Below are 23,419 nucleotides of genomic sequence, written 5' to 3'. Positions count from 1 at the left end.
GCGTGTCGGGGATAACACTTTTCGCTTTTTCGACTAATTTCCTATACCGCTGAAACGTGGGGGATAAAACAAAAAATGCCCTCAAATCATCCGCCAGAATCTCCGGGATCGCTTTTGCAAAACCCGCGTCTGTACTCCCCGTTCAGGAATATTCAGCGCGTCATCTTCATCTGTTTATCGTTTTTCTGTCATTAAAGCGTCACGCGCAGCGCTGTTAATAACCCACGGCGAAAACCAGCAACGTGGAACTCTTATGAACAACGCTCGCGCCCTTTTTTCCCTGAACGATTACCCGCTCCAGCCGCAGCCGCTCCCGGCAAATCTGCGTAAAGTGCTGAGCGTGAAAAATCTCTGCAAATCCTATAACGCTCAGCAGACGGTGCTGAACGACATCAGTTTCGACCTGCATGCCGGAGAAATGGTGGGCATTGTCGGGCGAAGCGGGGCGGGGAAATCCACGCTGCTGCACGTGCTGAACGGCACGCATACCGCCACCGAAGGTGAAATCTTAAGCTACCCGGAAGTGGGCATGCCGCGTGATGTCTCCCATCTCAGCGGACGCGCCCTGAACCAGTGGCGCAGCGAATGCGGGATGATTTTCCAGGACTTCTGCCTGGTGCCGCGCCTCGACGTGCTGACCAACGTGCTACTCGGCCGCCTGAGCCAGACTTCCACCCTCAAATCCCTGTTTAAGGTCTTCTCAGACGACGACCGCGCCCGGGCAATTGCCCTGCTCGAATGGATGAACATGCTGCCGCACGCGCTTCAGCGGGCGGAAAACCTCTCCGGAGGGCAGATGCAGCGCGTGGCGATTTGTCGGGCGCTGATCCAGAACCCTTCTGTGCTACTGGCCGATGAACCCGTTGCTTCACTCGATCCCAAAAACACTCAGCGCATCATGAACGTGCTGCGTGAGGTCAGCGAGCAGGGCATCAGCGTGATGGTCAACCTGCACTCGATTGAACTGGTTAAAACTTACTGCACCCGCGTAATTGGCATTGCGCAGGGGAAAATCGTCTTTGACGGCCATCCGGACGATCTGAACCCGGATGTGCTGCAACAGCTTTATGGCGATGACATTAGCCAGATCCACTGAAACATACCTTCTCTTAAGACAACACGGGCAATGATAATGACTAAGCACATGAAGCGCACATTAACACTTTCCGCGATGATGGCTGGGCTGCTGGTGGCCGGGCATGCCGCGGCAGAACAGCCGAAAGAGCTCAATCTGGGCATCCTCGGCGGGCAGAATGCCACGCAGCAAATTGGCGATAACCAGTGCGTGAAGGATTTTCTCGACAAGGAGCTGAACGTCGACACTAAACTGCGCAACTCCTCTGACTATTCCGGCGTCATTCAGGGTCTGCTCGGCGGCAAAGTCGACGTGGTGCTGAGCATGTCGCCGTCGTCCTACGCTTCGGTGTACATCAATAACCCGAAAGCGGTGGATATCGTTGGCATCGCAGTGGATGACAAAGATCAGTCCCGCGGCTATCACTCGGTGGTGATCGTCAAAGCCGACAGCCCGTATAAAACCATCGACGACCTGAAGGGCAAGTCCTTCGGCATGGCCGACCCGGACTCCACCTCTGGCTTCCTGATCCCGAATCAGGCGTTCAAGAAAAAGTTCGGCGGCACGCCGGATAACAAATACAACAACTTCTTCTCCAGCGTTACCTTCTCCGGCGGCCACGAGCAGGACATTCTCGGCGTGCTGAACGGCCAGTTCGCAGGCGCAGTGACCTGGGCATCCATGGTGGGTGACTACAACGACGGCTATACGGCTGGTGCGTTCAACCGCCTGATCCGCATGGATCACCCGGACCTGATGAAGAACATCCGGATTATCTGGCAGTCGCCGCTGATCCCGAATGGCCCGATTCTGGTGAGCAACAGCCTGCCGACGGACTTCAAGGCCAAAGTGGTGGATGCAGTGAAGAAGCTGGATAAGGAAGATCACGCCTGCTTTATCAAGGCGATGGGCGGCACCCAGCATATCGGCCCGTCGACGGTGGCGGACTTCCAGCAGATTATCGACATGAAGCGCGAACTGGTTAACGCCCGTTAATCAGGCCATTTCACCTCCCTCGCGCGGTTGGCGGGGGAGCGTTCATCCCGCGAGTGAACATGCAGAATACTGAATTCGAACGTTATTACCACCAGATAAAGGCCCGCCAGACGCGCGATACCTTCACTTGGTCGGCCCTGCTGCTGGTTCTCTGGTTTGCCGCCGGGCAGGCCGCCGAGTTTAATCTCCTCACCATCTTGCACTCACTGCCGAACTTCTTCGATTACATGCTGGAAACGGTGCCGACGCTGCACGGCGGCCTGCTTTTCGCCGATTCGCACACCAAAGGATCGCTGGCGTACTGGGGCTATCGTTTACCCATTCAGCTGCCGCTGATTTGGGAAACGCTGCAGCTGGCGCTGGCGGCAACGCTGGTGGCGGTGGCCATTGCGACAATCCTTGCATTCCTTGCGGCGCGAAACGCCTGGGCACCGCTCGGCGTGCGAATGGCTATCCGCGCGCTGGTGGCGTTTTTGCGTACCATGCCGGAGCTGGCGTGGGCGGTGATTTTCGTTATGGCGTTTGGCATTGGTGCGATACCGGGCTTTCTGGCGCTAATGCTGCACACCGTTGGCAGCCTGACCAAGCTCTTTTACGAGGCTATCGAAAGCGCGCAGAACAAGCCGGTTCGTGGGCTTACGGCCTGCGGAGCCACGCCCGTTCAGCGGATGCGCTTCGCGCTCTGGCCGCAGGTGAAGCCCATTTTTCTCTCCTACGGCTTTATGCGGCTTGAAATAAATTTCCGCTCATCAACCATTCTTGGGTTAGTGGGGGCGGGCGGCATCGGCCAGGAGTTGATGATCAACATTAAACTCGACAGATACGACCAGGTGAGCATGACGCTGCTGCTGATTGTAATCGTCGTTTCGCTGCTCGATATGCTCTCTGGCCGCCTGCGCCAGCGGGTGCTGGAGGGGAACAAATGAAACAGTGGCAAGCGGTGACGGATACCGCGCAATACCGGGAAACGCATGCGGCGCTGTTTCGCGTGCAGGGGCGCTATCTGCGCCATATCGGCCTGCTCGCGCTTGCGGCCTTGCTCTATTACGTCTGGTTCTTCATCCAGTTCGGCATCAGCTACGAGCAGCTCACCAGCGGCATGGCGCAGCTCGGGCGCTATTTCTTTCGCATGTTCGTCTGGCATGATTTCCTTAACTGGCCGTTTGGCTACTATTTCCGCCAGATTGGCATCACGCTGGCTATCGTCTTTTCCGGCACCCTCACTGCGACGGTCATTGCGCTGCTGCTTTCGTTTCTTGCGGCCCGCAACATCATGCGCGGCCCGGTAACGCGGTTTGTGGCGATGTTTGTGCGCCGCCTGTTCGACCTGCTGCGCGGAATCGACATGGCGATTTGGGGGCTGATATTCGTGCGCGCCGTGGGGCTTGGCCCGCTGGCGGGCGTGCTGGCGATTATCATGCAGGACACCGGTTTGCTCGGGCGCTTATATGCTGAAGGGCATGAAGCGGTGGAGCGTGCGCCGGGTCGTGGCCTGACGGCGGTTGGCGCTAACGGTCTGCAAAAGCACCGTTTCGGTATTTTCACCCAGTCATTCCCGACGTTCCTGGCGCTGAGCCTCTATCAACTGGAGTCCAACACCCGCTCAGCGGCGGTGCTGGGCTTCGTTGGCGCGGGCGGTATCGGGCTGATCTATGCCGAGAACATGCGCCTGTGGAACTGGGATGTGGTGATGTTCATTACCCTGCTGCTGGTGGCAGTGGTGATGACGATGGATGCGCTGTCGTCGTGGCTTCGCCGTCGCTACATTACCGGGGCGACGGTGCCGTTGTATAAAGCAGGGGAGTAATCATCGGGCGGGTGGGCGCGAAAAAACTCGCCTCGGGACGGGGCGGGCAATGGTATGATTGCGGCCTGAACGTCAGCCGCTGGCTGATACCGATGCATTTACCGGAATACTGACCGTGACCTCTTTTGCTGAACTTAACGCGCTGCCTGATGAACAACTGAACAACCTCACCGAGCTGGGCTATCTCACCATGACCCCGGTGCAGGCGGCGGCGTTACCGGCCATTCTTGCGGGGAAAGACGTCCGCGCGCAGGCGAAAACCGGCAGCGGCAAAACCGCCGCGTTTGGCCTTGGCCTGCTGCAACACATTGACGCCAGCCAGTTTATTACCCAGTCGCTGATCCTCTGCCCGACGCGCGAGCTGGCCGATCAGGTGGCGAAAGAGCTGCGCCGTCTGGCGCGCTACATGGCTAACATTAAAGTGTTGACCCTGTGCGGTGGCCTGCCGTTCAGCGTGCAGCGCGACTCGTTAATTCATGCGCCGCATATCATTGTGGCAACGCCCGGTCGTCTGCTCGATCACCTGAAAAAAGAGACCGTCAGCCTCGACGCGTTGCAGACGCTGGTGCTGGACGAAGCCGATCGCATGCTGGATATGGGGTTTGCCGATGCCATTGATGAAGTACTGAGCCACGCCCCGGCGAAGCGCCAGACGCTACTGTTCTCGGCCACCTGGCCGAAGGCGATTGCGGCGATCAGCACCCGTTTTCAGCGCGAGCCGGTGACGGTGGAAATCGATACCGTCGACGAACTTCCTGCGGTGGAGCAGCAGTTCTACGAAGTGTCGCGCAACGGCAAAATCCGCCTGTTGCAGCAGCTGCTGAGCAAGCACCAGCCCGCATCCTGCGTGGTGTTCTGCAATACCAAAAAAGATTGTCAGGCCGTCTGCGATGCGCTGACCGAAAGCAATCAGAGCGTGCTGGCCCTGCACGGCGACATGGAGCAGCGCGATCGTGACCAGACGCTGGTGCGTTTTGCGAACGGCAGCAGCCGCGTGCTGGTGGCAACCGACGTCGCGGCGCGCGGTCTGGACATTAAAGCGCTGGAGATGGTCATCAACTTCGAGCTGGCGTGGGATCCGGAAGTGCACGTGCACCGTATCGGGCGTACCGCGCGCGCCGGGCAGAGTGGCCTTGCCATCAGCTTCTGCTCGCCGGAAGAGGGCCAGCGCGCCGCTGTCCTTGAAGAGATGCTGAATATGAAGGTGGAATGGCAGCAGCCGCCTGCGGGCATCACCGTTGCGCCGCTGGAAGCCACAATGGCGACGCTGTGCATCGACGGCGGTAAAAAAGCCAAAATGCGTCCGGGCGATATTCTGGGGGCGTTAACCGGTGATATGGGCTTAGACGGGGCCGACATCGGCAAAATCGACATTCACCCGATTCACGCGTTTGTCGCGGTGAAACAAAGCGTAGCCCGCCATGCCTGGAAGCAGCTCCAGCAGGGCAAAATCAAAGGCAAGTCGGTGAAGGTGCGTCTGTTTAAGTAATCCTTTCCGCCCGTTTGCATGGGCATTGCCCGGTGGCGGCTGCGCCTGACCGGGCCTACGGGGTTTGCCGTTTGTAGGCCGGATAAGCGTAGCGCCATCCGGCAACGGGATTAACGCATCATCGGCAGATTAAGCTCATGCTTTTTCGCGCACTCAATGGCCTGCTCGTATCCGGCATCGGCATGGCGCATCACGCCCGTTGCCGGGTCGTTCCACAGTACGCGCGCCAGACGCTTGTCGGCTTCCGGTGTGCCATCACAGACAATCACCACCCCGGCGTGCTGTGAGAAGCCCATGCCAACGCCGCCGCCGTGATGCAGGCTGACCCAGGTTGCGCCGCCAGCGGTGTTGAGCAGGGCATTCAGCAGCGGCCAGTCGGATACGGCATCAGACCCGTCGCGCATCGATTCTGTTTCGCGGTTGGGTGAGGCGACGGAGCCGCAGTCGAGGTGATCGCGGCCAATCACAATTGGCGCTTTCAGCTCGCCGTTGCGCACCATTTCGTTAAACGCCAGCCCGGCCAGATGGCGTTCGCCGAGGCCAAGCCAGCAGATACGCGCCGGTAAGCCCTGGAAGGCGATGCGCTCCTGCGCCATATCCAGCCAGCGGTGCAGGTGGGCGTTATCCGGGAACAGCTCCTTCAGTTTGGCGTCGGTTTTACGAATATCTTCTTCATCGCCGGAAAGCGCCACCCAGCGGAACGGGCCTTTGCCCTCGCAGAACAGCGGGCGAATGTAGGCGGGCACAAAGCCCGGGAAATCGAAGGCATTTTTCACGCCTTCCTCAAGCGCCACCTGGCGAATGTTGTTGCCGTAATCGACGGTTGGCACGCCCATATGATGGAAATCGAGCATCGCCTGAACGTGTACCGCCATCGAGGCGCGGGCGGCTTTTTCCACGGCCTTCGGCTGCGTTTCCCGCTCATCAAGCCAGCGCGTCACGCTCCAGCCTGCCGGTAAATAACCGTTAATCGGGTCATGGGCAGAGGTCTGATCGGTGACGATGTCCGGACGCATACCGCCTGCCTGCGCACGCTTCACCAGCTCCGGCAGGATTTCTGCGGCGTTGCCGAGCAGGCCGACGGAAATGGCTTTCTTCTTCGCCGTCGCATCAGCAATCAACGCCAGGGCCTGATCGAGATTCGTTGCTTTGTAGTCGACGTAGCGGGTCCGAATGCGGAAGTCGATACGCGACTCCTGGCACTCAATTGCCAGCACCGATGCGCCCGCCAGAACGCCCGCCAGCGGCTGCGCGCCGCCCATGCCGCCCAGTCCGGCGGTGAGGATCCATTTACCGCTCAGATCGCCGTTGTAGTGCTGACGTCCCGCCTCGGCGAAGGTTTCGTAGGTGCCCTGTACGATGCCTTGTGCGCCGATGTATATCCAGGAGCCCGCGGTCATCTGGCCGTACATCATCAGCCCGGCTTTATCGAGTTCGTGGAAGTGATCCCAGTTGGCCCAGTGCGGCACGATATTGGCGTTCGCCAGCAGCACGCGCGGGGCGTCGGCGTGGGTGCGGAACACCGCGACCGGCTTACCGGACTGAACCACCAGCGTCTCTTCAGGGTGCAGAGCTTCGAGCGAACGCAGGATCTGCTCGAAGCATTCCCAGTTGCGTGCGGCCTTGCCAATCCCGCCGTACACCACCAGATCTTCCGGGCGTTCGGCCACGTCCGGATCGAGGTTGTTCTGAATCATGCGGTAAGCGGCTTCAATCAGCCAGTTGGCGCAGTGCAGTTTGTCGCCGTGAGGGGCGCGAACCGTACGGGAGAGAGCAGTAGTCTGAGGCGTGGTCATGGCAGTCCTTCCTGAGTCAGTGTCGGTGATCGGTAAACGCCGGAACGTTTGTTATGAATATGTAACAATAAAAGCGATGATGTATAGGCTTGTCTATACAACTTGATGCATATTGCAAACGGGATCACATTCGGCCTTATAAACGTCTGGAAAGACAAAGGGTTATAAGATGCTGATCTCAGCCAGTAACAGCAGTGCATCGTCGGAACGCGGCAAAACGATGCCTGGACAGTCGCCCTGCCATGCGATGCCGCTTCGTGTATGGCACTGTTTTCCGGCGAGTTCCCATGTTCCCTGAAGCACAAACGCCACACCTTCCTGAGCGGGGGAATGCGCCGAGCTGACAACCTGAACGGAGGCAGAAGCCCGGCCGCGCCGGGTCATGATGTTGAAATCCAGCCCCGCGCCCGCGATCCCTTCCGACCTTAACGGCCACTCTCCGGCAAACGCCCACGGCTGCCAGCGCTCAAGCTGATGATTGATCTCATTACCGCGTAGCCACAGCGGCCCGCCTTCCAGCAGCGTGATGACCCGATCCACACCCTCGAACAACGAAAAAGGACCGTCCGCGTTCAAAGTTGCCAGGCTTGCCCGCCAGAGAAACGGCGCATCGGGAGAGGGGACTTTGATGATTTCGCGGGTTTCTCCGCCGCCATTCTGCCAGCGACTCACCGGCAGCGTGTCAAAACTGAAGGGGAAAATCATGAGGCTAACTCCCTGGTTTTCTGAGCATTAAGCTGTTTTAATGCCACATTTGATATTCATTTTGATTACAAATTATTTACAACATGGCTCACAAATCCATCATTCGGCGAGTGTGATGAAAAGTCAATGGTTGTATATACATGTTCTGTCATCTGTTGCACGCCGTGCCGCACAGCATCAAACACGCTAATGAAATCAGGAGAATCATCATGAAGCAGCGCACCACATTTCGCGGGATCTGTCTGACCACTCTGCTTTCAGGGCTATTGCTGAGCGCCACAGCCGTACAGGCGAAGGAGTGGAGCTCGATAACCATCGCCACCGAAGGCGGGTATGAGCCGTGGAACCTGACGCTGCCGGGCGGCAAGCTGAGCGGTTTTGAGCCAGAGCTGATGGAAAATCTCTGCAAGCGAATGGGCATCCAGTGCAAGCTGGTGGTACAGAACTGGGATGGCATGATTGCCGGGCTGAATGCGGGCAAATATGACGTGATCATGGATGCGATTGTGATCACGCCTGAGCGTAAAAAGGTAGTCAGCTTCACCGTGCCTTACGCCAGTACGCCTGCTTCGTTTATCACCGTGAAGGGCAACCTGCTGCCGCCTGCGCCAGCCATCAAGCTGCACGATGACGAAAAAGAGATTCAGGCAGCCATTGCGCCACTGAAGGCTGCGCTGAAGGGCAAAACCATCGGTATCGCCTCCGGAACGGTCTACACGCCGTTTATCGACAAGTACTTCAAAGACGTGGCGGACATTCGCGAATACAACAGCTCCGCCGATGCGATTCTGGATTTGCAGTCCGAACGCATTGATGCGGTCTTTGACGACATCACCTTCGCCAACTCCACGCTCGCCCGTCCGGAAAACAGCAATCTGACCTTCAGCGGCCCGCAGCTGGCGGGGCCCATCTGGGGTGAAGGCGAAGCGATGGGCCTGCGCCCGGCGGACGCTGATCTGAAAGCGAAACTGGATGCTGCGATCAAGGCTGCGCTTGCCGACGGCACGGTGAAAAAGCTGAGCGAAAAATGGTTTAAAGCCGACGTCACGCCATAAGCGAGGTTTCTCATGCTGAATCTGTTAGGTCTGGGCGACGACGGCTGGGGAAGACTTATCCTCAGCGCCACGCTGACCACGCTGTTGCTCTCCATTGCCGCGCTGCTGGTGGGCGCGGTAGTCGGTGGAGTGATTGCCTCCGCCAAACTGTCATCGCACGCGCCAGCCCGCTGGCTTGGCGCGGCTTATTCGGTGGTATTTCGCGGTATTCCGGAACTGCTGATTATCTACCTGTTCTATTTCGGCGGCTCCGGGCTGGTGTCGCTGATTGGCCAGATGTTTGGTGCCGACGGCTTTATCGAAGTGCCGCCGTTTCTGATTGGTGCGCTGGCTATTGGCTTGATTTCGGCCTCTTACCAGGCTGAAGTGTACCGTGCAGCGCGCCTTGCGTTGTCTCCTGGCGAAGTGGAGGCGGCGCAGGCCATTGGCATGCCGCGCTGGCGCATTCTCCAGCGCGTGATGCTGCCGCAGATTTTCCGCTACGCATTACCGGGGCTGTCGAACGTCTGGCAAATGAGCCTGAAGGATTCTGCGCTGGTATCGGTGACCGGTATCGTCGAGCTGATGCGCGCGAGCCAGATTGCGGCAGGATCGACCCGCGACTACTTCCTGTTCTATCTGATTGGCGGCGGCTGCTATCTGCTGCTGACCCTGCTGTCGAACCGGGCGTTTATCAAAGCGGAAACCCGGCTGAACCGCGCCTGGCAGCGCCGTACCGTGGCCCAGGCTTAAGGAGCGCATATGGCTATCGATCTGGCTTTTCTCAGCGACACCTTCCTGAAACTGAGCGCCGCGCTGCCGGTGACGCTCGGGCTGTTTATCTGCTCCTTTCTGCTGGGCGGCCTGCTGGCGCTGGGCATTCTGGCGATGCGGATGAGCTCATGGCGTGCGCTGAACGGCTTTGCCCGCGGCTACATTCTGGTGTTTCGCGGCTCGCCGCTGATGATTCAGCTGTTTCTGGTCTATTACGGCCTTGGGCAGTTTGGCGTGATCCGCCACAGCTTTATGTGGCCGCTGCTGCGAGAACCCTTTATTTGTGCAGTGCTGGCGCTTTCGCTTTGCACGGCGGCGTACACCGCTGAGATTCTGCGCGGCGGCCTGCTGGCGATCCCCGTCGGGCAAATTGAGGCCGGGCGTGCTTGCGGAATGTCGCGCTGGCTGCTGCTGCGACGGATTATTGCTCCGGTGATGCTGCGCTATGCGCTCCCGGCGTACTCCACCGAAGCGATTCTGCTGGTGAAGTCGACGGCGCTGGCAAGCCTTGTCACCGTCTGGGACGTTACCGGCGTCGCGCAGCAGATTATTCAGCGCACCTACCGCACCATGGAGGTGTTTCTCTGCGCTGCGGCCATCTATCTGATCCTCAACTTTATTATCGTTCAGATCTACGCGTGGCTTGAGCGCCGCCTTACGCCGCATACCCGCCAGAGTTCGCGCACCCTCGCGCTGAAGCCTGCGACCAAAGGAGAATAACATGCAAGATTTGCGTCCCGTCACCCTGTCGGTCAGCGGTATTCAGAAGTCCTTTGACCAGTTGGAGGTGCTGAAAGGCATCTCGATTGAGGCCCGCAAGGGCGATGTGATCTCCATTCTCGGGGCCAGCGGTTCGGGGAAAAGTACGCTACTGCGCTGCATTAACCTGCTCGAAACGCCGGACGCGGGCGTGGTGAGCGTGGGCGGCGAAACCATCGAAATGAAGCAGCATGCGCGCGGGCACCGGCTGGCGGCAAATCCAAAGCAGATTGAGCACCTGCGTTCGCGCCTCGGCATGGTCTTCCAGAGCTTCAACCTCTGGTCACACATGACGGTATTGCAGAACGTGATTGAAGGGCCGCACTACGTCCTTAAACGTAACAAGCGTGAATGTATTGAGCAGGCGGAACAGCTGCTCGATCGCGTTGGCCTGCTGAACCGCAAAGATTATTACCCTGCGCAGCTCTCCGGCGGGCAGCAGCAGCGCGTAGCGATCGCCCGTGCGCTGGCGATGGATCCGGAAGTGATGCTGTTTGATGAACCAACGTCGGCGTTGGATCCGGAACTGGTGGGCGAAGTGCTTAAGGTGATGCGCAGCCTGGCAGAAGAGGGCCGCACGATGTTGGTCGTAACCCATGAACTGGGCTTCGCCCGTCACGTTTCTAACCGCGTGGTGTTCATGCATCAGGGCAATATCGACTGTGAAGGTTCGCCGGATGAGCTGTTTGGCGAGCAGGGCTCGCCGCGCTTCCGCCAGTTTATCTCCAGCCACTATCAGAAGGAACAGTCGCTGTGAACGCAACGGTAGAGTGGGGCGATAGGCCGTTACGCTGGCAGGATGTGGCGAGCGTGGCGCGGGGTAAAGCGACTTTAACGCTGAGCAACCGTGCCCGGGAGCGCATTGCGCAGGGCCGTAGAATTGTCGATTTGATTGTCTCTTCAGGCCACGTGGCCTATGGCGTCAACACCGGACTGGGCGCACTGTGCAATATCAGCCTGCCGGAAGACCAGCTTGGACAGCTTTCCCGCAATACGCTGCTGAGCCATGCCTGCGGCGTGGGCGAGCTGCTCGATGAGGCGCAGACCCGCGCCATTATGTGCGCCGCGGTGGCGAACTACAGCCACGGCAAATCGGGGATTTCGCTGGCTATCGTCGACCAGCTGCTGGCGTTCCTCAATCAGCAGATCACCCCGCAGGTGCCCTCGCAGGGTTCTGTCGGCTACCTGTCGCACATGGCGCATATCGGCCTCGCGCTGATGGGCGTGGGCGAGGTGCTTTGGCGTGGAGAAAAAATCCCGGCGCAACGGGCGCTGGCAGAAGCCGGGCTGAAGCCGATTAATCCTGGCGCAAAAGAGGGGTTAAGCCTGGTCAACGGTACGCCGTGCATGACCGGCATGGCCTGTCTGGCGCTGGATGACGCGCAGCGTCTGCTGGACTGGGCTGACGTTACCGGTGCGATGAGTTTTGAAGCCCTGCGCGGGCAGCTTGTGGCCTTCGATGAAGAGATCCTCGCGCTGAAGGCAAGCCCTGGCATTCAGCACAGCGGCGCAAGGTTACGTCATCTGCTCGCCGACAGCCCACTGCTGGCGGAAAGCGTCGGCGTACGTACTCAGGATGCGCTCAGCCTGCGCTCCATGCCTCAGGTGCATGGCGCCTGCCGCGATCAGTTTGACCATGCACGCGTGCAGGTTGAAACCGAGCTTAATGCCTGTACCGATAATCCTCTGGTTCTCGGCACGCCGGAAAACTGGCGAGTGGTGTCACAGGCGAACCCACATGGTGAATCGGTGGCGATGGCCTGCGATCTGCTGGCGATTGCGATGGCGGAGATCGGCAGCATGGCCGAACGTCGTCTGGATCGGCTGGTAAACCCGCTGGTGAGCGGCCTGCCGGCGTTTCTGGTGGCGAAGCCCGGCGTGAACTCAGGAATGATGATTGCCCAGTACGTGGCAGCTTCGCTGTGCGGTGAAAATAAGCAGCTGGCGCAGCCTGCGGTGCTGGACAACTTCGTGACGTCGGGCCTGCAGGAAGATCACCTGAGCCTCGGCACCGGCAGCGCGCTGAAGCTGCAACGCCTGCTGGCGAATCTGTATCACATCCTCGGCATCGAATACCTGCTGGCGGCCCAGGCGCTGGATTTCCACGGTGAACACAAGCTGGCACCTGGCACGCGTAAGAGCCTGGCGCTGCTGCGTGAAACCGTGGCTACCTGGCAGGACGACCGCTGGCTGGCGCCGGAAATCGGCAAGGCCGTCTCCACTCTCAAACACCATCAACCGGGATTTTAGCGAGGCATCTATGTCTTCATTCACACCGACCTCAACGACGGACGAACGGGCAGGCAGCAGTAAAGGGCGCATCACCGAGACTCGTTCTATTGATTACATCCCGGACAGTGAGCGGCACGGCCACGTCTTCAGCCAGTTCACGCTCTGGTTTGGCGGCAATTTACAGATAACGGCCATCGTCACCGGCGCGCTGGCAGTGGTGCTCGGCGGCGACGTGGTGTGGTCACTGATTGGCCTGCTGGTTGGGCAAATTCTCGGCGCGGCGGTTATGTCGCTGCACGCATTGCAGGGGCCGCGTCTGGGCCTGCCGCAGATGATCATCAGCCGCGCGCAGTTTGGCGTGTTTGGTGCGGTTATCCCTCTGGCGCTGGTCTGCGTGATGTACGTGGGCTTTTCTGCCAGCGGTACGGTGCTGGCGGGGCAGGCGATGGCAAGGCTGCTGTCGGTCAGCAACGAATCCGGGATGATTATATTCAGCGCGATCATTATCGTCATTGCCGTGCTGGGCTATAAGGTCATCCACAAGCTTGGCAAAGTGGCGAGTATCGTCGGCGTGCTGGCGTTCGCCTGGCTGTTTGCGTCGCTGTTGATGGCGGCAGATTTCACGTCTCTGGCACAGAACAACCACTTTACGCTGCCGAACTTCCTGCTGGCGGTGTCGCTGTCGTCATCGTGGCAAATCGCTTTCTGCCCTTATGTGTCCGATTACTCCCGCTATCTGCCGCGCAACGTCTCTGGCAAGAAAACGTTCTTTGCCGTGTTCAGCGGCACGGTGCTCGGTACTCAGGCCTCGATGACGCTTGGGGTGATCGCTGCCGCGATTGCCGGAAGCGCATTCCCGGGGCACGAAGTGAGCTATATCGTCGGGCTTGGCAAAAACGAGACTATGGCGATGGTTATCTATTTCGCCATCTGCTTTGGCAAAATTACCTTCACAACGCTCAACGCCTACGGCAGCTTTATGTCGCTCACGACCATCGTCTCGGGCTTCCGTCAGCAGGTGACGCTAAGCCAGACTTACCGCGTGATTTTTGTGGTGCTGATGGTCGCGATTTCCTGCGTGATTGCGCTGCTGAGCGAACCGGCATTCCTGAAAAACTTCACTCATTTCCTGCTGTTCCTGCTGGCCTTCTTCGTGCCATGGAGCGCCATCAGCCTGTGTGATTATTATCTGATTTCCCGCCAGGCGATGGATATTCCGGCGCTGTTCGATCCGAAAGGCCGCTACGGTTACTGGAACACAGTGGGCATTGGCGTTTACATTACGGGCGTGCTGATTCAGCTGCCGTTTATCGAAAACCCATTGTTCCATGGGGCGCTGACCTGGCTGTTTGCGGGAAATGACGTGTCGTGGATTATTGGCTGGTTTGGCACGGCGGGGCTGTATCTCGCGCTTAACCGTTTCGATGGTCGGGTGCTGCCGATGGCGACGGTATTCCCTTGATGGATTGCCCGGCGGCGTTGCGCTTGCCGGGCCTACATGAATCCTGCTGAACTTATGGCTGCGGATCCAGCAGCCACGTTCCCGGCTTATCGACGGTTATCGTGGCGCTGCGGGACTGTTCGCCGTTGCGAAGCATTATCTCATACTGACCTGGCGTCAGCTGTACGGTAGCGTAGCCGTTAACCGGCGTCGGCAATTTCTGCGCTTTGCCGTTGACCTCCAGCTCATCCCCTTCGTTCACGCGGAGATAGACGCGGGTAAGAGCAGATGCTGCGGCTGCCGGTTTTGTTGCGGACGTCACCGTTGCCGTTTTGCCTGATGTTGACGCGCTTTGCGCTACCGGCGTCGAGGTGCTTCGACCGAACAGCAGCGCACCCGCAATCAGACCAACCAGTACGCCAGCTGCGGTTTGCAGCGCGATACGATGCGCTTTCCACCACGGCTGGGCGGCGGGCTCTTCGGGTTCATTCTGTTCGACCGGTATCAGCATCGATCCCGTCTGATGGACAGGCTGCGACATCCCGGTGTCGTTCAGGACAATTCCGGCGAGGCGGGCGAATGCTTCGATGCTCTGCGGTCTTTCTTCAGGCCGAAGCGCCAGCGTGCGATCGATGGCCTGCAACAGCTCAGGCGAATACCCTTCCGGCTGGCTTTCCGTCAGCGGTATGCAGTTGTCCTGAATGCTTCGTGTGACGCTGGTGGGCGGTCGTGCGCCGGTAATAAGCGTGTAAAGAATCGCGCCGAGCGAGTAGATATCGGTCCATGGGCCTGGCGGATTGTCGGCATCGTCAGAATATTGCTCCAGCGGCGTGAAGCCCGGATGGAGCAGCGTCTTGTTCACCTCACCGTTTTCACCCGTCTGGCGCAGCGCGCCAAACTCCAGCAGCAGAGGCAGGCCGTTATCCTGAATCTGGATACTGTTCAGCGACAGGCGACAGTGAATAAACCCTTTGTCATGCAGCGCGGCGAGCGCACCGCAAAGCATCGGAAGCATCCGGCGGATCCAGGCTTCGTTGATGCGTTCAGGATAGTGCTGCAACAGGTCCGACAGGGTCATGCCACTGTAAACGGGCGTGGCCGCATAGGCGGTTTCGTTATACGTCCAGAAGCGCAGAATCTGCACCACATTCGGGTGATTAAGCCGCGCCAGCTGTCGTGCCTCATGAATAAAACCGTCGAGCCCGGCGAGGAAAGCAGATTGATCCTGCTTGCTGCGCGGCACCAGGCGCTGGCTTTCGCTGCGAACCGTCAGCGTGCGCGGCAGAAATTCGCGAATGGCAACCTGACGTTCCAGCTGATGATCCTGCGCCCGGTAGACGATGTTGTCATTGCCGGCGTCGAGGACATCCTGAATCTCAAACTCTTCAAAACGGTAACCCAGTGGCAGAGCATCAGGGGGCCGCTGGGTGAAATCGTTGTCTGTCATGCTTTGGATCTCAGCTTGTTAAATGACAACATTAATTCTGGGTCCGCCACGCGCCGACTGCCGGATCGCGCAGTTGGGTCTGCAGCGAATCGATAAGCAGCAGGTTCATTGGCGCATTCGGCGTAATCCAGCTGGCCCAGGCTTTGCGCACCTGATTGAGCTGGGTTTGCAGACTCGCTTCATCCATTGCCATTTCGCGCGGTACCTTCACGGCTATGGTTCCGCTGGCTGCCCAGGCGTTCAGGGCGGGTTTATAGGGCAGGATCATCCAGCTTTGCGGCGCCTGTTCGTTGCTGACGACCATACGTTCATTGTTGAGGGTGGTGATAAGCAGGCTGTCGGCGTTGACGCCGTCACGCAGGCCGCTCACCGGGAAGCCATGGACGAAGGTCATTGGCAGGCGCTGTTCGCCGTTGCGCCCCCGCTGGATAATTTCGCTGCGCCCGCTCAGCCAGCCGCCTTTTTCACATTTGCCCTCTGGAATAAAGAGTGCAGATATGCCCGCGGCGGCAGACCAGAAAGTACGCAGGCGGCAGCCGTCCTGGAGAGTGAATTCCTGCCACGGCGTTCGGTCGGCAGGCACTGATTTGTCGCTGGCTGGCAGGGGGGACGCCACATCATCGGCATTCACCGGGGTGACTTTCACATCCCAGTCGCTTGCGCGGTCGGCGGTGCCAAAGGCGAGGGTGGCACCCTGCGGATCTTCCATTCGCCAGTGAACGCGCGAAAGCGCTGAACACTGGCTTTCCAGCAGGGCACCCAGCCGGGGCATAAACCCGTCGAGGATCGCCGGGTTTTGATCGCCGTTGGCGACGATGCGCAGCGGCAGCTCTTTTGCACACCAGCTCTGCGGCGAATTGCTTTTGATATTATCGATCCAGATATCGAGCTTTTGCGACGGTGACTGGACAAAACGGTAGTTCCCGGCGCAAACGGCCGAAGAGGCCAGCAGTAAGGCCACACCCGAAAGCCAGAGTTTCATAGATTTCCTTCCTGCCTCTTAAAACGGATGAACGAGCAAACCGATCAGTTGATTATCCAGGTGCCGCTGTCTGCGTTCTGACAGGCTTTACTGCTGCTGTCGACGTTCACGCAGGTGGTTTTTTTGCTACCGGCCCGGCGGACGCGAGGGCGATCTTTTTTCAGCGTTTGCGCATAAAGCTCGCTTTTCACCAGCGCGCGGGGCGGTACGTAGCCGATAAGTTCAGGCTTATCCTCTTCGGCAATCGCCAGCCAGCTGTGCTCCACGGTGCCAAGCACGGTGTAGGTTTTGCCGTTTTCAAGCTGACCCAATACCTTGCCGCCAAAGTCTGGAGTACTCATCAGAGAACCGGCGTACAGAGCCCGATAGCTGGCGTTCACCGGCGTGAACTCCGTCGGGGTAGAGACAATATAGCGGTGGGTAAGCGTGACGCCGTTAACCTGACTGGTGACCAGCGTGTCGTCCGTCATTTTCGGCGCAGGCGCTTTGCAGCCGACCAGCACGGTCACGACCAGAAGAGGCAATACATTTCGCAATTTCATTATGTTCCCTGCAAATCGAATGATGCCCATTGGCCAGAGCGCCGCTTACCACGAGGGATGACTTAAGGCGTAGAACACGCACAGGGAAGCCAGTCACCGAGCGAAAAACATCTGACCCGGGATTTCACTAAAGAGTTAACAAGTGTTTAGCACGGATAGGATGATTTTACATAGCCTGATTAACAATACAATGCTGTTCAAGCGGATATTTAAGCGCATCGGTTTGATTTATAAGCGAAGCCGCAAAGCGATGAGCGGAACGTGCTGAGCAGGGAAAGAGAGGGGAATAATAGATATGACCCCCGATGAATCCGGGAGTCATTGATTGAATGAATTATTGTTCGCGTTTTGCCATCAGTCGCGCGAGGTCAACCAGACGATTTGAGAAGCCCCATTCGTTGTCGTACCAGGCGAGGATTTTCACCATATTACCGCCTATCACCAGCGTCGAAAGGCCATCAATAATTGAAGAGCGCGGGTCGCCCTGATAATCGCTGGAAACCAGCGGCTCGTCGCTGTAGCCGAGGATCCCTTTCAGCGGGCCGGAAGCGGCCGCCTGTCGGAAGGCGTTGTTGACCTCTTCGGCGGTAACGTCGCGCTCAAGCGTGACCGTCAGATCGACAATCGACACGACCGGTACCGGCACGCGCAGGGAATAGCCCGTCATGCGTCCGTCCAGCTCCGGGATGACTTTGCCGAGGGCCTTTGCCGCGCCGCTGGAGTAGGGCACGATGGAGAGCGCCGCGGCCCGGGCACCACGCAAGTCTTTCTCCGGCTGATCGTGCAGCGCCTGGCTGTTGGTGTAGGCATGGGTGGTATTCATCAGGCCGTGCTTAATGCCGAACTGCTGATGCAGCACCTGTGCCGCCGGGGCCAGACCGTTGGTGGTGCAGCTGCCGTTGCTGACGACATAGTGTTTTTTAGGATCGTAAAGTCCGTCATTCACGCCCATCACAACGGTCAGGTCGTCATTTTTACCCGGTGCCGAAATGATCACGCGTTTCGCGCCGCCGTGTTCAATGTGCACCGACGCCTTTTCACGGTCGGTGAAGAAGCCTGTCGCTTCAATCACAATATCGACACCTGCATCCCGCCATGGAATATTCGCCGGATCGCGTTCGCTGAAGACGGTGATGGATTTACCGTCAACGTGAAGCTGGCCTTCGGCGGCTTCCACGCTCACCGGCAGCGTGCCGAGCAGCGAATCGTATTTCAGCAAATGTGCCAGCGTTTTGCTGTCCGTCAGATCGTTGATAGCGACAATCTCCAGGTTGGGATTGCCCAGCGCTGCCCGCAGCACGTTGCGCCCGATACGACCGAAACCGTTAATACCGACCTTAACCATGATCAACTCCTTCTTTGTTGTCTATGGCGTTACTGTAGGTCGGTGCGGATTTGGCGTAAATGACAAAAATGGATCACATTACGCCATTTTACGGCAGTGAAAACGCTGGCGATATTCGCCGGGCGTCAGGTGCAGCTGTTTTTCAAACAGGCGACGCAGGTTAATGCTGGTGCCGAACCCGGTTTGCTGGGCGATGGTCTCCAGCGTTTCCCGGGTTTGTTCCAGCCGCTGGCGGGCGGCGGTCAGGCGTGCTTCTGCTACGTACCGTGCGGGAGAAACACCGGTTTCACGAGTGAACACGCGCGTAAAGTTTCGCGGACTCATTGCTGCTCTTTCGGCGAGGTTTTCGACGCAAAGATCGGCGCTGAGGTTGTCAGGGAGCCACGCCAGCAGCTCACTGAGCGGGCCGGATCCGCTGCTTTGTGGGAGCTTATAGCGGCTGAACTGAAGCTGGCCGCCGGGGCGGTTGAGGTACATCACCATATCCTGGGCAACGTCCCTGGCGAGGGTAAAGCCATAATCCTCCTCAACCAGCGCCAGGGTCAGATCAAACCCGGAGCTGACGCCGCCGGACGTCCACACATCGCCATCCTGCACATAAAGCGGCCCGGCTTCGACGCTCACCTGCGGATAGTCGTTTTTCAGCTCGTCCAGCAGCCGCCAGTGCGTGGTGGCCTGTTTGCCGTTGAGCAAACCCGCCTGCGCAAGCAGCAAAGCGCCGCCGCACACGGAGGCAATGCGCCGGGCGTGAGGTGCAGCAAGGTGCAGCCAGTCTATAACGGCAATGGCTTCCAGCTCGCTCTGACCTCTGCCGGTAATCATGATGGTATCGAAAGGCTCGCGTGGATCGAGCTCATGCAGACGATGGTCCGCCAGCAGATTCAGACCAGACTGGCCGTGAATAACCTGGTGCGGCTGGGTGGTGGCGAGTGCCACCTGGTAGCAAGGACGCAGCGGGCCTTCCGGATGCAGACGATTGGCCTGCATCAGAATGTCAGCAATACCGGCGGATTCGAACAGCATGCCGCCATCGGGGACGATAATCAGGATTTTCTTCATGTCCTGAAAAGTACAATTTCTACGAAATAAGTCAACCGTAGAAAAGCGATGACGGTGTGCTGCAGGCAGAATAGTTGTGGCCGTTGCCTGTTCATGAGGCTACAGGTGATGCCCGGCGGCGGCCTGTGCCTGGTCTGCACGTAGGTCGGGTAAGGTAAAGCCGCCACCCGGCAATGTCCGCGCAAGCGAAGCGCCGCCGGGCACGGCGCAGGTCGTCAGTCGGGAGGGAATGCGGTATCATCCACACCTCTTTTTCTGCGGATCGCCCGATGTCCCCGATTATCGATACCTTTATTGCGCCGCCGTGCTATGACACGATTGAGATCCTGTATCAGGACGATCATCTGCTGCTGATCGGCAAGCCCAGCGGACTGCTGAGCCTGTCGGGGAAAAATCCGCTTAATCTGGATTCGGTGCATCATCGGCTGGTGCAGCGTTATCCCGGCTGCACGCTGGTGCATCGCCTGGATTTCGGCACTTCCGGGCTGATGGTCGTGGCCCGCAATAAAGCGATTAATGCAGCACTTTGCCAGCAGTTCAGTGCGCGTTCAGTCACGAAAGGTTATACCGCGCTGCTTTGCGGGCACGTGGAGAAAGACGAAGGCATTATCGACGCGCCGATAGCGAAAGATCCGGCGCTGTTCCCGCGAATGGCGATATGCCCGGTTAACGGCAAGCCTGCACGTTCCCGCTATCGGGTGTCAGAGCGCTTTTATCAGGGGGAAGTGGCCTTAACGCGCGTTGAACTGATGCCGGAAACCGGACGGACGCATCAGTTGCGCATTCACTGTCAGCAGCTCGGCCACCCGATTGCGGGCTGTGACTTATATGGTGGCCTCGATCTGCCTGGCCTGAAGAAGACGCCGCGCCTGATGCTGCACGCCAGCGAACTGCATTTCGCCCATCCCGTCAGCGGAGAGGCGATCTACGCCGTGAACGCCAGTCCGTTTTGAGTCTTTGAAAATGGCCTGATGGCGCTTTGCTTATCAGGCCTACGGGAATTGTTGATGCCGTCATCCGGCAAAGCAGCGTGGAAGCTTGCCTGATTACCACATCAAATCGTCAGGGATTTTAAAGTCGGCATACGGATCGTCTTCATCCTGCGCTTCCTGGCTCAGCACGTTGTGCAGAACAATACTGGCGGCATCACGCTGGGCAATTTTATCCGCTACGGTGGCCGGAATGATGGCGTATTCCCCTTCGGCGTTCGCATCCGTGACCAGACGGGCAATGGTAAGACGGCCGTTAATGAGCTGATCCTGAGTGACCTTGTTGACGGTGATTTTTTTAATCAGGCTGCCGTCGGTGAAGTTGAACTCAATATTGCCTTTCGCCACGACGATGCGGTTCATCTCGATAAGCTGCTTCACCTGCGCTTTATGTTCTTTTGACTGCACCGCCTGCTTCTGCTGTTCGCTCAGCTGCTTGTCACGCTCGATCTGCGCTTTTTTGTTTTCCTCCACCGCTTCACGGGCTTCGCGAGCCTGAACGCGGGACTTCTTGGCGGTGCGCTGCACCTTGGCCATTTTTTTGCTGGAGACCAGACCTGCTTTCAGCATCTGCTCCTGTAGGGTGAGTTTTGTCATGTTCGTTTCTGGGCTTGTTGAGAATAGGGAGGATTATACCTTTAATTTGAGCGGGTGTGGGGTTGTGAAGTCAGGGAGGAGGGCATGGGTTGCCTGACGGTGCATACAGGTGGAACACAATGAACAAACCACGCCGAAGCGTGGTTTGTTATGCAAAAGTAAGGCTTAGACGTTAAAGTGTAAGTTGTAATTTAATGCAATGATTTGTATGTAATTGTTTTTTTTGTTACCTTGATTATACTCATTGATGTACTCACTTCTGATATGCGTATTTAACCCTACAGCAGGATTTTCTACGAAGGTCTTCCAAACTCCTACCTATAAGCTCACGGCGCATACGTGAAAGTGATCAAATGCTTGACATACCTCATTGGACACATCGTGACCTTCGTCATAAAATCCTCATCGAAGTATTGCCTTTACAGTGAGTTAACGGGATGTCTTATGGTGTACTAGGGCATGTATGCGATTGTATATGATGTTAACGGTCATAAATTATCTCAGAGAATTTGGTGCATAATTTATTAACGCTATGAAACCAATAACTAAATTAGGGAGCATGACCTCTTGAGTTCAATTCCTGTATGTAGCGACCGCCAAAGCGCTGTAAGACTTCTTGCTTGCATCAACGCAGGTTCTACAGATGTTACTGACGACAATTGGGGAGCAGACGTTATTGCTGTATTACGAGCGCAATCACGCCTACAGGCCTTGGATTTTTGGATGAGAAATCCTGACTATCTTGCTAACGAATTACTCACTGAATTCGAGAACAGCGGTGATCCATCAAACTTAACGCTTGCCAGAAATATCCTCAATACACGAGAACCTGACTTGCGTAGAATCCCTATGATCCGCTATCGGTTCGGCGCATTTGAACCTTTAGACAATGCCTTATCAATATTGCGCGCCGCCGATTTTGTTAGGATCAGAAGGCAGGGTTCACCTGGTAAAGTCCAAGAGCATATTTACCTGTTGACTCAGAGTGGAAGAAATGCCATGTGTGAGTTAGCTGGAATGGCAGAAGAGATCGCATGGTACAAGCACAGAGCTGAGGTTGTTGCGCGCTTAGCTGGAGGTACCGGTGGAAAAGCTCTTAAGGATCGCCAGTATCTTCAAGTTGAATACGCAGATACTGCACTAAAACATATCATTTCCCCTATCACTGAGCGTGTACGCCTACGTTTGGAAGTTCTATCGCAAGGAAATGCAGCATGACAATGAGTTGGTTAGAAACAGTTGCTAAGAAAGTAGGAATATCAGTTGCCGAAGCGGAAGAGCGTCTCCAAAAGCGTGGGATCTTTTCTGACAAAACAATTAGGCCTACCCCAAAATTAACAATTACCGGTATTAAATTCAAAGGCTATAAAGTTGGTAAAGTTACAGGGGCGTTTAGCTTTAACTGGCAGGATTTAAGCAGTGGGGTATGGGCTGTTACAAGTTTTGGTGGCACAAATAAATCCAATCTTGTTGGCAAATCAAGTGTATTGGAAATCATTCTTTGGTGCTTGCGAGGTGAAGTCAAGGGACTTCAAGAGGATGTCCGTAGCTGGCTTTCTTGGGTGCAACTTACTTTCCAACTTGATGCACGTCCACATACCATCGAATTCGCAGTCAATAATAAGCAACCCAATGGAGAACTGAAAACTACGAGGCCAAATGGAGATTGCGAAACCATTGCTCGATTTAGTAGTGACGAAGGTTTTGCCGCAGTCATGTCTAGTTTCATGATGAATGTTTTTGATCTCCAGCCTATATCTTCACGTAAAAATAATGATGTAGGTGGCAGTACTGTCATTCATGGATGGTCAGCATTATCTGGCGCGCTCTATTTTGGCGGGGAACATAAATCGTTGCTCGGTGATGTTTTGATGTCTGGACTACCGGGACGTATGTTGCAATTGTACGTTGGAATGCCTTGGGCTAGTACCCTAATACAGTCTGTAACAGCAAAGAAAGAAATAGATCAGCAAGCCGCATACCTCGCTCGTGAGCATACTTCACTAATGACTCTAGAAGAGAAAGCATTAGTGCGAGTATCTACTCATCTCGAACAGGCTCGTAGTGTTCTTGTTAAAATCACTGACTGAATCGCCACAGGTTTAACAGACACCTCAGAGTCATTTAAAATGGCTTAAAGAGAGGTGCATATGAGCAGTAAGCGTTATCCTGAAGAGTTTAAAATTGAAGCCGTCAAGCAGGTTGTTGATCGTGGCCATTCTGTTTCCAGTGTCGCAACACGTCTCGATATCACTACCCACAGTCTTTATGCCTGGATAAAGAAATACGGGCCGGACTCTTCCACCAACAAAGAGCAGTCAGATGCTCAGGCCGAGATCCGCCGACTCCA

General features: G+C 57.0%; 23 protein-coding genes. 15 read left to right on the top strand and 8 right to left on the bottom strand.

Annotated elements, in window-relative coordinates; genetic code table 11:
• The first annotated feature begins 253 nt into the window (after nt 1-253).
• From phnC to dbpA, 5 genes are all read left to right on the top strand, one after another.
• Nucleotides 254-1,096 (top strand): phosphonate ABC transporter ATP-binding protein, encoded by an 843-nt coding sequence (gene phnC / locus AB1287_RS17970; RefSeq protein WP_312625885.1) that lies wholly within the window; start codon nt 254-256, stop codon nt 1,094-1,096.
• 48 nt (nt 1,097-1,144) lie between these two features.
• The gene (gene phnD, locus AB1287_RS17965; protein ID WP_436799850.1) at nt 1,145-2,071 is read left to right on the top strand and encodes a phosphonate ABC transporter substrate-binding protein; all 927 of its coding nucleotides are present in this window, start codon (nt 1,145-1,147) and stop codon (nt 2,069-2,071) included.
• 59 nt (nt 2,072-2,130) lie between these two features.
• Nucleotides 2,131-2,997, top strand: coding sequence for a phosphonate ABC transporter, permease protein PhnE (phnE, locus tag AB1287_RS17960; protein ID WP_436799849.1), 867 nt, complete (start codon nt 2,131-2,133; stop codon nt 2,995-2,997).
• Nucleotides 2,994-3,878, top strand: a complete 885-nt coding sequence (phnE, locus tag AB1287_RS17955) for a phosphonate ABC transporter, permease protein PhnE (RefSeq protein WP_435618656.1) — start codon at nt 2,994-2,996, stop codon at nt 3,876-3,878. The genes phnE (AB1287_RS17960) and phnE (AB1287_RS17955) overlap by 4 nt, the downstream gene beginning before the upstream one ends.
• Before the next feature lie 115 nt (nt 3,879-3,993).
• Entirely contained in the window at nt 3,994-5,367 is a 1,374-nt protein-coding gene (dbpA, locus tag AB1287_RS17950) for an ATP-dependent RNA helicase DbpA (protein ID WP_312625984.1), read from the top strand.
• A gap of 110 nt (nt 5,368-5,477) precedes the next feature.
• Here the strand turns inward: dbpA and hutU are convergent, their stop codons facing one another.
• Nucleotides 5,478-7,163, bottom strand: a complete 1,686-nt coding sequence (gene hutU / locus AB1287_RS17945) for a urocanate hydratase (protein WP_312625877.1) — start codon at nt 7,161-7,163, stop codon at nt 5,478-5,480.
• Nucleotides 7,164-7,325: 162 nt separating this feature from the next.
• Nucleotides 7,326-7,868: a HutD family protein gene (locus AB1287_RS17940; protein WP_435618655.1), complete on the bottom strand. Its 543-nt coding sequence runs from the start codon at nt 7,866-7,868 to the stop codon at nt 7,326-7,328.
• A 209-nt stretch (nt 7,869-8,077) separates the two neighbouring features.
• Between AB1287_RS17940 and AB1287_RS17935 the strand changes: the two genes are divergently transcribed.
• The 6 genes from AB1287_RS17935 to AB1287_RS17910 all read left to right on the top strand — a co-directional run bounded on the left by AB1287_RS17935 (nt 8,078) and on the right by AB1287_RS17910 (nt 14,129).
• Nucleotides 8,078-8,923 (top strand): transporter substrate-binding domain-containing protein, encoded by an 846-nt coding sequence (locus AB1287_RS17935; protein WP_312625873.1) that lies wholly within the window; start codon nt 8,078-8,080, stop codon nt 8,921-8,923.
• A 12-nt stretch (nt 8,924-8,935) separates the two neighbouring features.
• Entirely contained in the window at nt 8,936-9,655 is a 720-nt protein-coding gene (locus AB1287_RS17930; RefSeq protein ID WP_435618654.1) for an ABC transporter permease, read from the top strand.
• Nucleotides 9,656-9,664: 9 nt separating this feature from the next.
• A complete protein-coding gene (locus AB1287_RS17925; RefSeq protein ID WP_435618653.1) occupies nt 9,665-10,396 on the top strand; it encodes an ABC transporter permease in 732 nt (243 codons plus the stop codon).
• Nucleotide 10,397: 1 nt separating this feature from the next.
• Nucleotides 10,398-11,192 carry an ABC transporter ATP-binding protein gene (locus tag AB1287_RS17920; protein ID WP_312625869.1) on the top strand — a complete coding sequence of 265 codons (795 nt, stop codon included), beginning with the start codon at nt 10,398-10,400 and terminating at the stop codon, nt 11,190-11,192.
• Nucleotides 11,189-12,685, top strand: coding sequence for an HAL/PAL/TAL family ammonia-lyase (locus tag AB1287_RS17915; RefSeq protein WP_312625867.1), 1,497 nt, complete (start codon nt 11,189-11,191; stop codon nt 12,683-12,685). Before AB1287_RS17920 ends, AB1287_RS17915 begins: the two co-directional genes overlap by 4 nt.
• A gap of 70 nt (nt 12,686-12,755) precedes the next feature.
• Nucleotides 12,756-14,129 carry a cytosine permease gene (locus AB1287_RS17910; RefSeq protein WP_435618758.1) on the top strand — a complete coding sequence of 458 codons (1,374 nt, stop codon included), beginning with the start codon at nt 12,756-12,758 and terminating at the stop codon, nt 14,127-14,129.
• A 52-nt stretch (nt 14,130-14,181) separates the two neighbouring features.
• Here the strand turns inward: AB1287_RS17910 and AB1287_RS17905 are convergent, their stop codons facing one another.
• From AB1287_RS17905 to AB1287_RS17885, 5 genes are all read right to left on the bottom strand, one after another.
• The gene (locus AB1287_RS17905) at nt 14,182-15,555 is read right to left on the bottom strand and encodes a serine/threonine protein kinase (protein ID WP_435618652.1); all 1,374 of its coding nucleotides are present in this window, start codon (nt 15,553-15,555) and stop codon (nt 14,182-14,184) included.
• Nucleotides 15,556-15,586: 31 nt separating this feature from the next.
• Nucleotides 15,587-16,537, bottom strand: coding sequence for a hypothetical protein (locus AB1287_RS17900; RefSeq protein WP_435618651.1), 951 nt, complete (start codon nt 16,535-16,537; stop codon nt 15,587-15,589).
• 44 nt (nt 16,538-16,581) lie between these two features.
• On the bottom strand, nt 16,582-17,079 hold the full coding sequence (locus AB1287_RS17895) for an SH3 domain-containing protein (protein ID WP_435618650.1): 498 nt from the start codon (nt 17,077-17,079) through the stop codon (nt 16,582-16,584).
• A 334-nt stretch (nt 17,080-17,413) separates the two neighbouring features.
• On the bottom strand, nt 17,414-18,424 hold the full coding sequence (gap, locus tag AB1287_RS17890; protein WP_435618649.1) for a type I glyceraldehyde-3-phosphate dehydrogenase: 1,011 nt from the start codon (nt 18,422-18,424) through the stop codon (nt 17,414-17,416).
• Nucleotides 18,425-18,502: 78 nt separating this feature from the next.
• Complete coding sequence (locus AB1287_RS17885; RefSeq protein ID WP_435618648.1) at nt 18,503-19,483, bottom strand: GlxA family transcriptional regulator; 981 nt, start codon at nt 19,481-19,483, stop codon at nt 18,503-18,505.
• A 269-nt stretch (nt 19,484-19,752) separates the two neighbouring features.
• On the opposite strand from AB1287_RS17885, the gene AB1287_RS17880 reads away from it, so the two are divergent.
• A complete protein-coding gene (locus AB1287_RS17880; RefSeq protein ID WP_435618647.1) occupies nt 19,753-20,436 on the top strand; it encodes an RluA family pseudouridine synthase in 684 nt (227 codons plus the stop codon).
• 93 nt (nt 20,437-20,529) lie between these two features.
• On the opposite strand, the gene AB1287_RS17875 is transcribed toward AB1287_RS17880, so the two are convergent.
• On the bottom strand, nt 20,530-21,069 hold the full coding sequence (locus AB1287_RS17875) for a DUF2058 domain-containing protein (RefSeq protein WP_435618646.1): 540 nt from the start codon (nt 21,067-21,069) through the stop codon (nt 20,530-20,532).
• Between the two features lie 567 nt (nt 21,070-21,636).
• On the opposite strand from AB1287_RS17875, the gene AB1287_RS17870 reads away from it, so the two are divergent.
• From AB1287_RS17870 to AB1287_RS17860, 3 genes are all read left to right on the top strand, one after another.
• Nucleotides 21,637-22,287: a hypothetical protein gene (locus tag AB1287_RS17870; RefSeq protein ID WP_435618645.1), complete on the top strand. Its 651-nt coding sequence runs from the start codon at nt 21,637-21,639 to the stop codon at nt 22,285-22,287.
• Nucleotides 22,284-23,159 carry a hypothetical protein gene (locus AB1287_RS17865; protein WP_435618644.1) on the top strand — a complete coding sequence of 292 codons (876 nt, stop codon included), beginning with the start codon at nt 22,284-22,286 and terminating at the stop codon, nt 23,157-23,159. Before AB1287_RS17870 ends, AB1287_RS17865 begins: the two co-directional genes overlap by 4 nt.
• A gap of 60 nt (nt 23,160-23,219) precedes the next feature.
• The coding region (locus tag AB1287_RS17860) for a transposase (RefSeq protein WP_435618643.1) at nt 23,220-23,419 on the top strand (200 nt) is incomplete at its 3' end.

Origin of the sequence: Scandinavium sp. UTDF21-P1B (genome assembly GCF_040750395.1) — a bacterium.
GTDB lineage: Bacteria > Pseudomonadota > Gammaproteobacteria > Enterobacterales > Enterobacteriaceae > Scandinavium.
Note: the sequence above shows the minus strand (reverse complement) of the source record. Positions and strands in the feature narration are given on the sequence as shown.

Bases quoted from the DNA above. Each gene is read 5' to 3' on its own strand.
- phnC (WP_312625885.1), top strand. From the start codon at position 254: ATGAACAACGCTCGCGCCCTTTTTTCCCTGAACGATTACCCGCTCCAG.
- phnD (WP_436799850.1), top strand. From the start codon at position 1,145: ATGAAGCGCACATTAACACTTTCCGCGATGATGGCTGGGCTGCTGGTG.
- phnE (WP_436799849.1), top strand. From the start codon at position 2,131: ATGCAGAATACTGAATTCGAACGTTATTACCACCAGATAAAGGCCCGC.
- phnE (WP_435618656.1), top strand. From the start codon at position 2,994: ATGAAACAGTGGCAAGCGGTGACGGATACCGCGCAATACCGGGAAACG.
- hutU (WP_312625877.1), bottom strand. From the start codon at position 7,163: ATGACCACGCCTCAGACTACTGCTCTCTCCCGTACGGTTCGCGCCCCT.
- AB1287_RS17940 (WP_435618655.1), bottom strand. From the start codon at position 7,868: ATGATTTTCCCCTTCAGTTTTGACACGCTGCCGGTGAGTCGCTGGCAG.
- AB1287_RS17935 (WP_312625873.1), top strand. From the start codon at position 8,078: ATGAAGCAGCGCACCACATTTCGCGGGATCTGTCTGACCACTCTGCTT.
- AB1287_RS17930 (WP_435618654.1), top strand. From the start codon at position 8,936: ATGCTGAATCTGTTAGGTCTGGGCGACGACGGCTGGGGAAGACTTATC.
- AB1287_RS17925 (WP_435618653.1), top strand. From the start codon at position 9,665: ATGGCTATCGATCTGGCTTTTCTCAGCGACACCTTCCTGAAACTGAGC.
- AB1287_RS17920 (WP_312625869.1), top strand. From the start codon at position 10,398: ATGCAAGATTTGCGTCCCGTCACCCTGTCGGTCAGCGGTATTCAGAAG.
- AB1287_RS17905 (WP_435618652.1), bottom strand. From the start codon at position 15,555: ATGACAGACAACGATTTCACCCAGCGGCCCCCTGATGCTCTGCCACTG.
- AB1287_RS17900 (WP_435618651.1), bottom strand. From the start codon at position 16,537: ATGAAACTCTGGCTTTCGGGTGTGGCCTTACTGCTGGCCTCTTCGGCC.
- AB1287_RS17895 (WP_435618650.1), bottom strand. From the start codon at position 17,079: ATGAAATTGCGAAATGTATTGCCTCTTCTGGTCGTGACCGTGCTGGTC.
- gap (WP_435618649.1), bottom strand. From the start codon at position 18,424: ATGGTTAAGGTCGGTATTAACGGTTTCGGTCGTATCGGGCGCAACGTG.
- AB1287_RS17885 (WP_435618648.1), bottom strand. From the start codon at position 19,483: ATGAAGAAAATCCTGATTATCGTCCCCGATGGCGGCATGCTGTTCGAA.
- AB1287_RS17880 (WP_435618647.1), top strand. From the start codon at position 19,753: ATGTCCCCGATTATCGATACCTTTATTGCGCCGCCGTGCTATGACACG.
- AB1287_RS17875 (WP_435618646.1), bottom strand. From the start codon at position 21,069: ATGACAAAACTCACCCTACAGGAGCAGATGCTGAAAGCAGGTCTGGTC.
- AB1287_RS17865 (WP_435618644.1), top strand. From the start codon at position 22,284: ATGACAATGAGTTGGTTAGAAACAGTTGCTAAGAAAGTAGGAATATCA.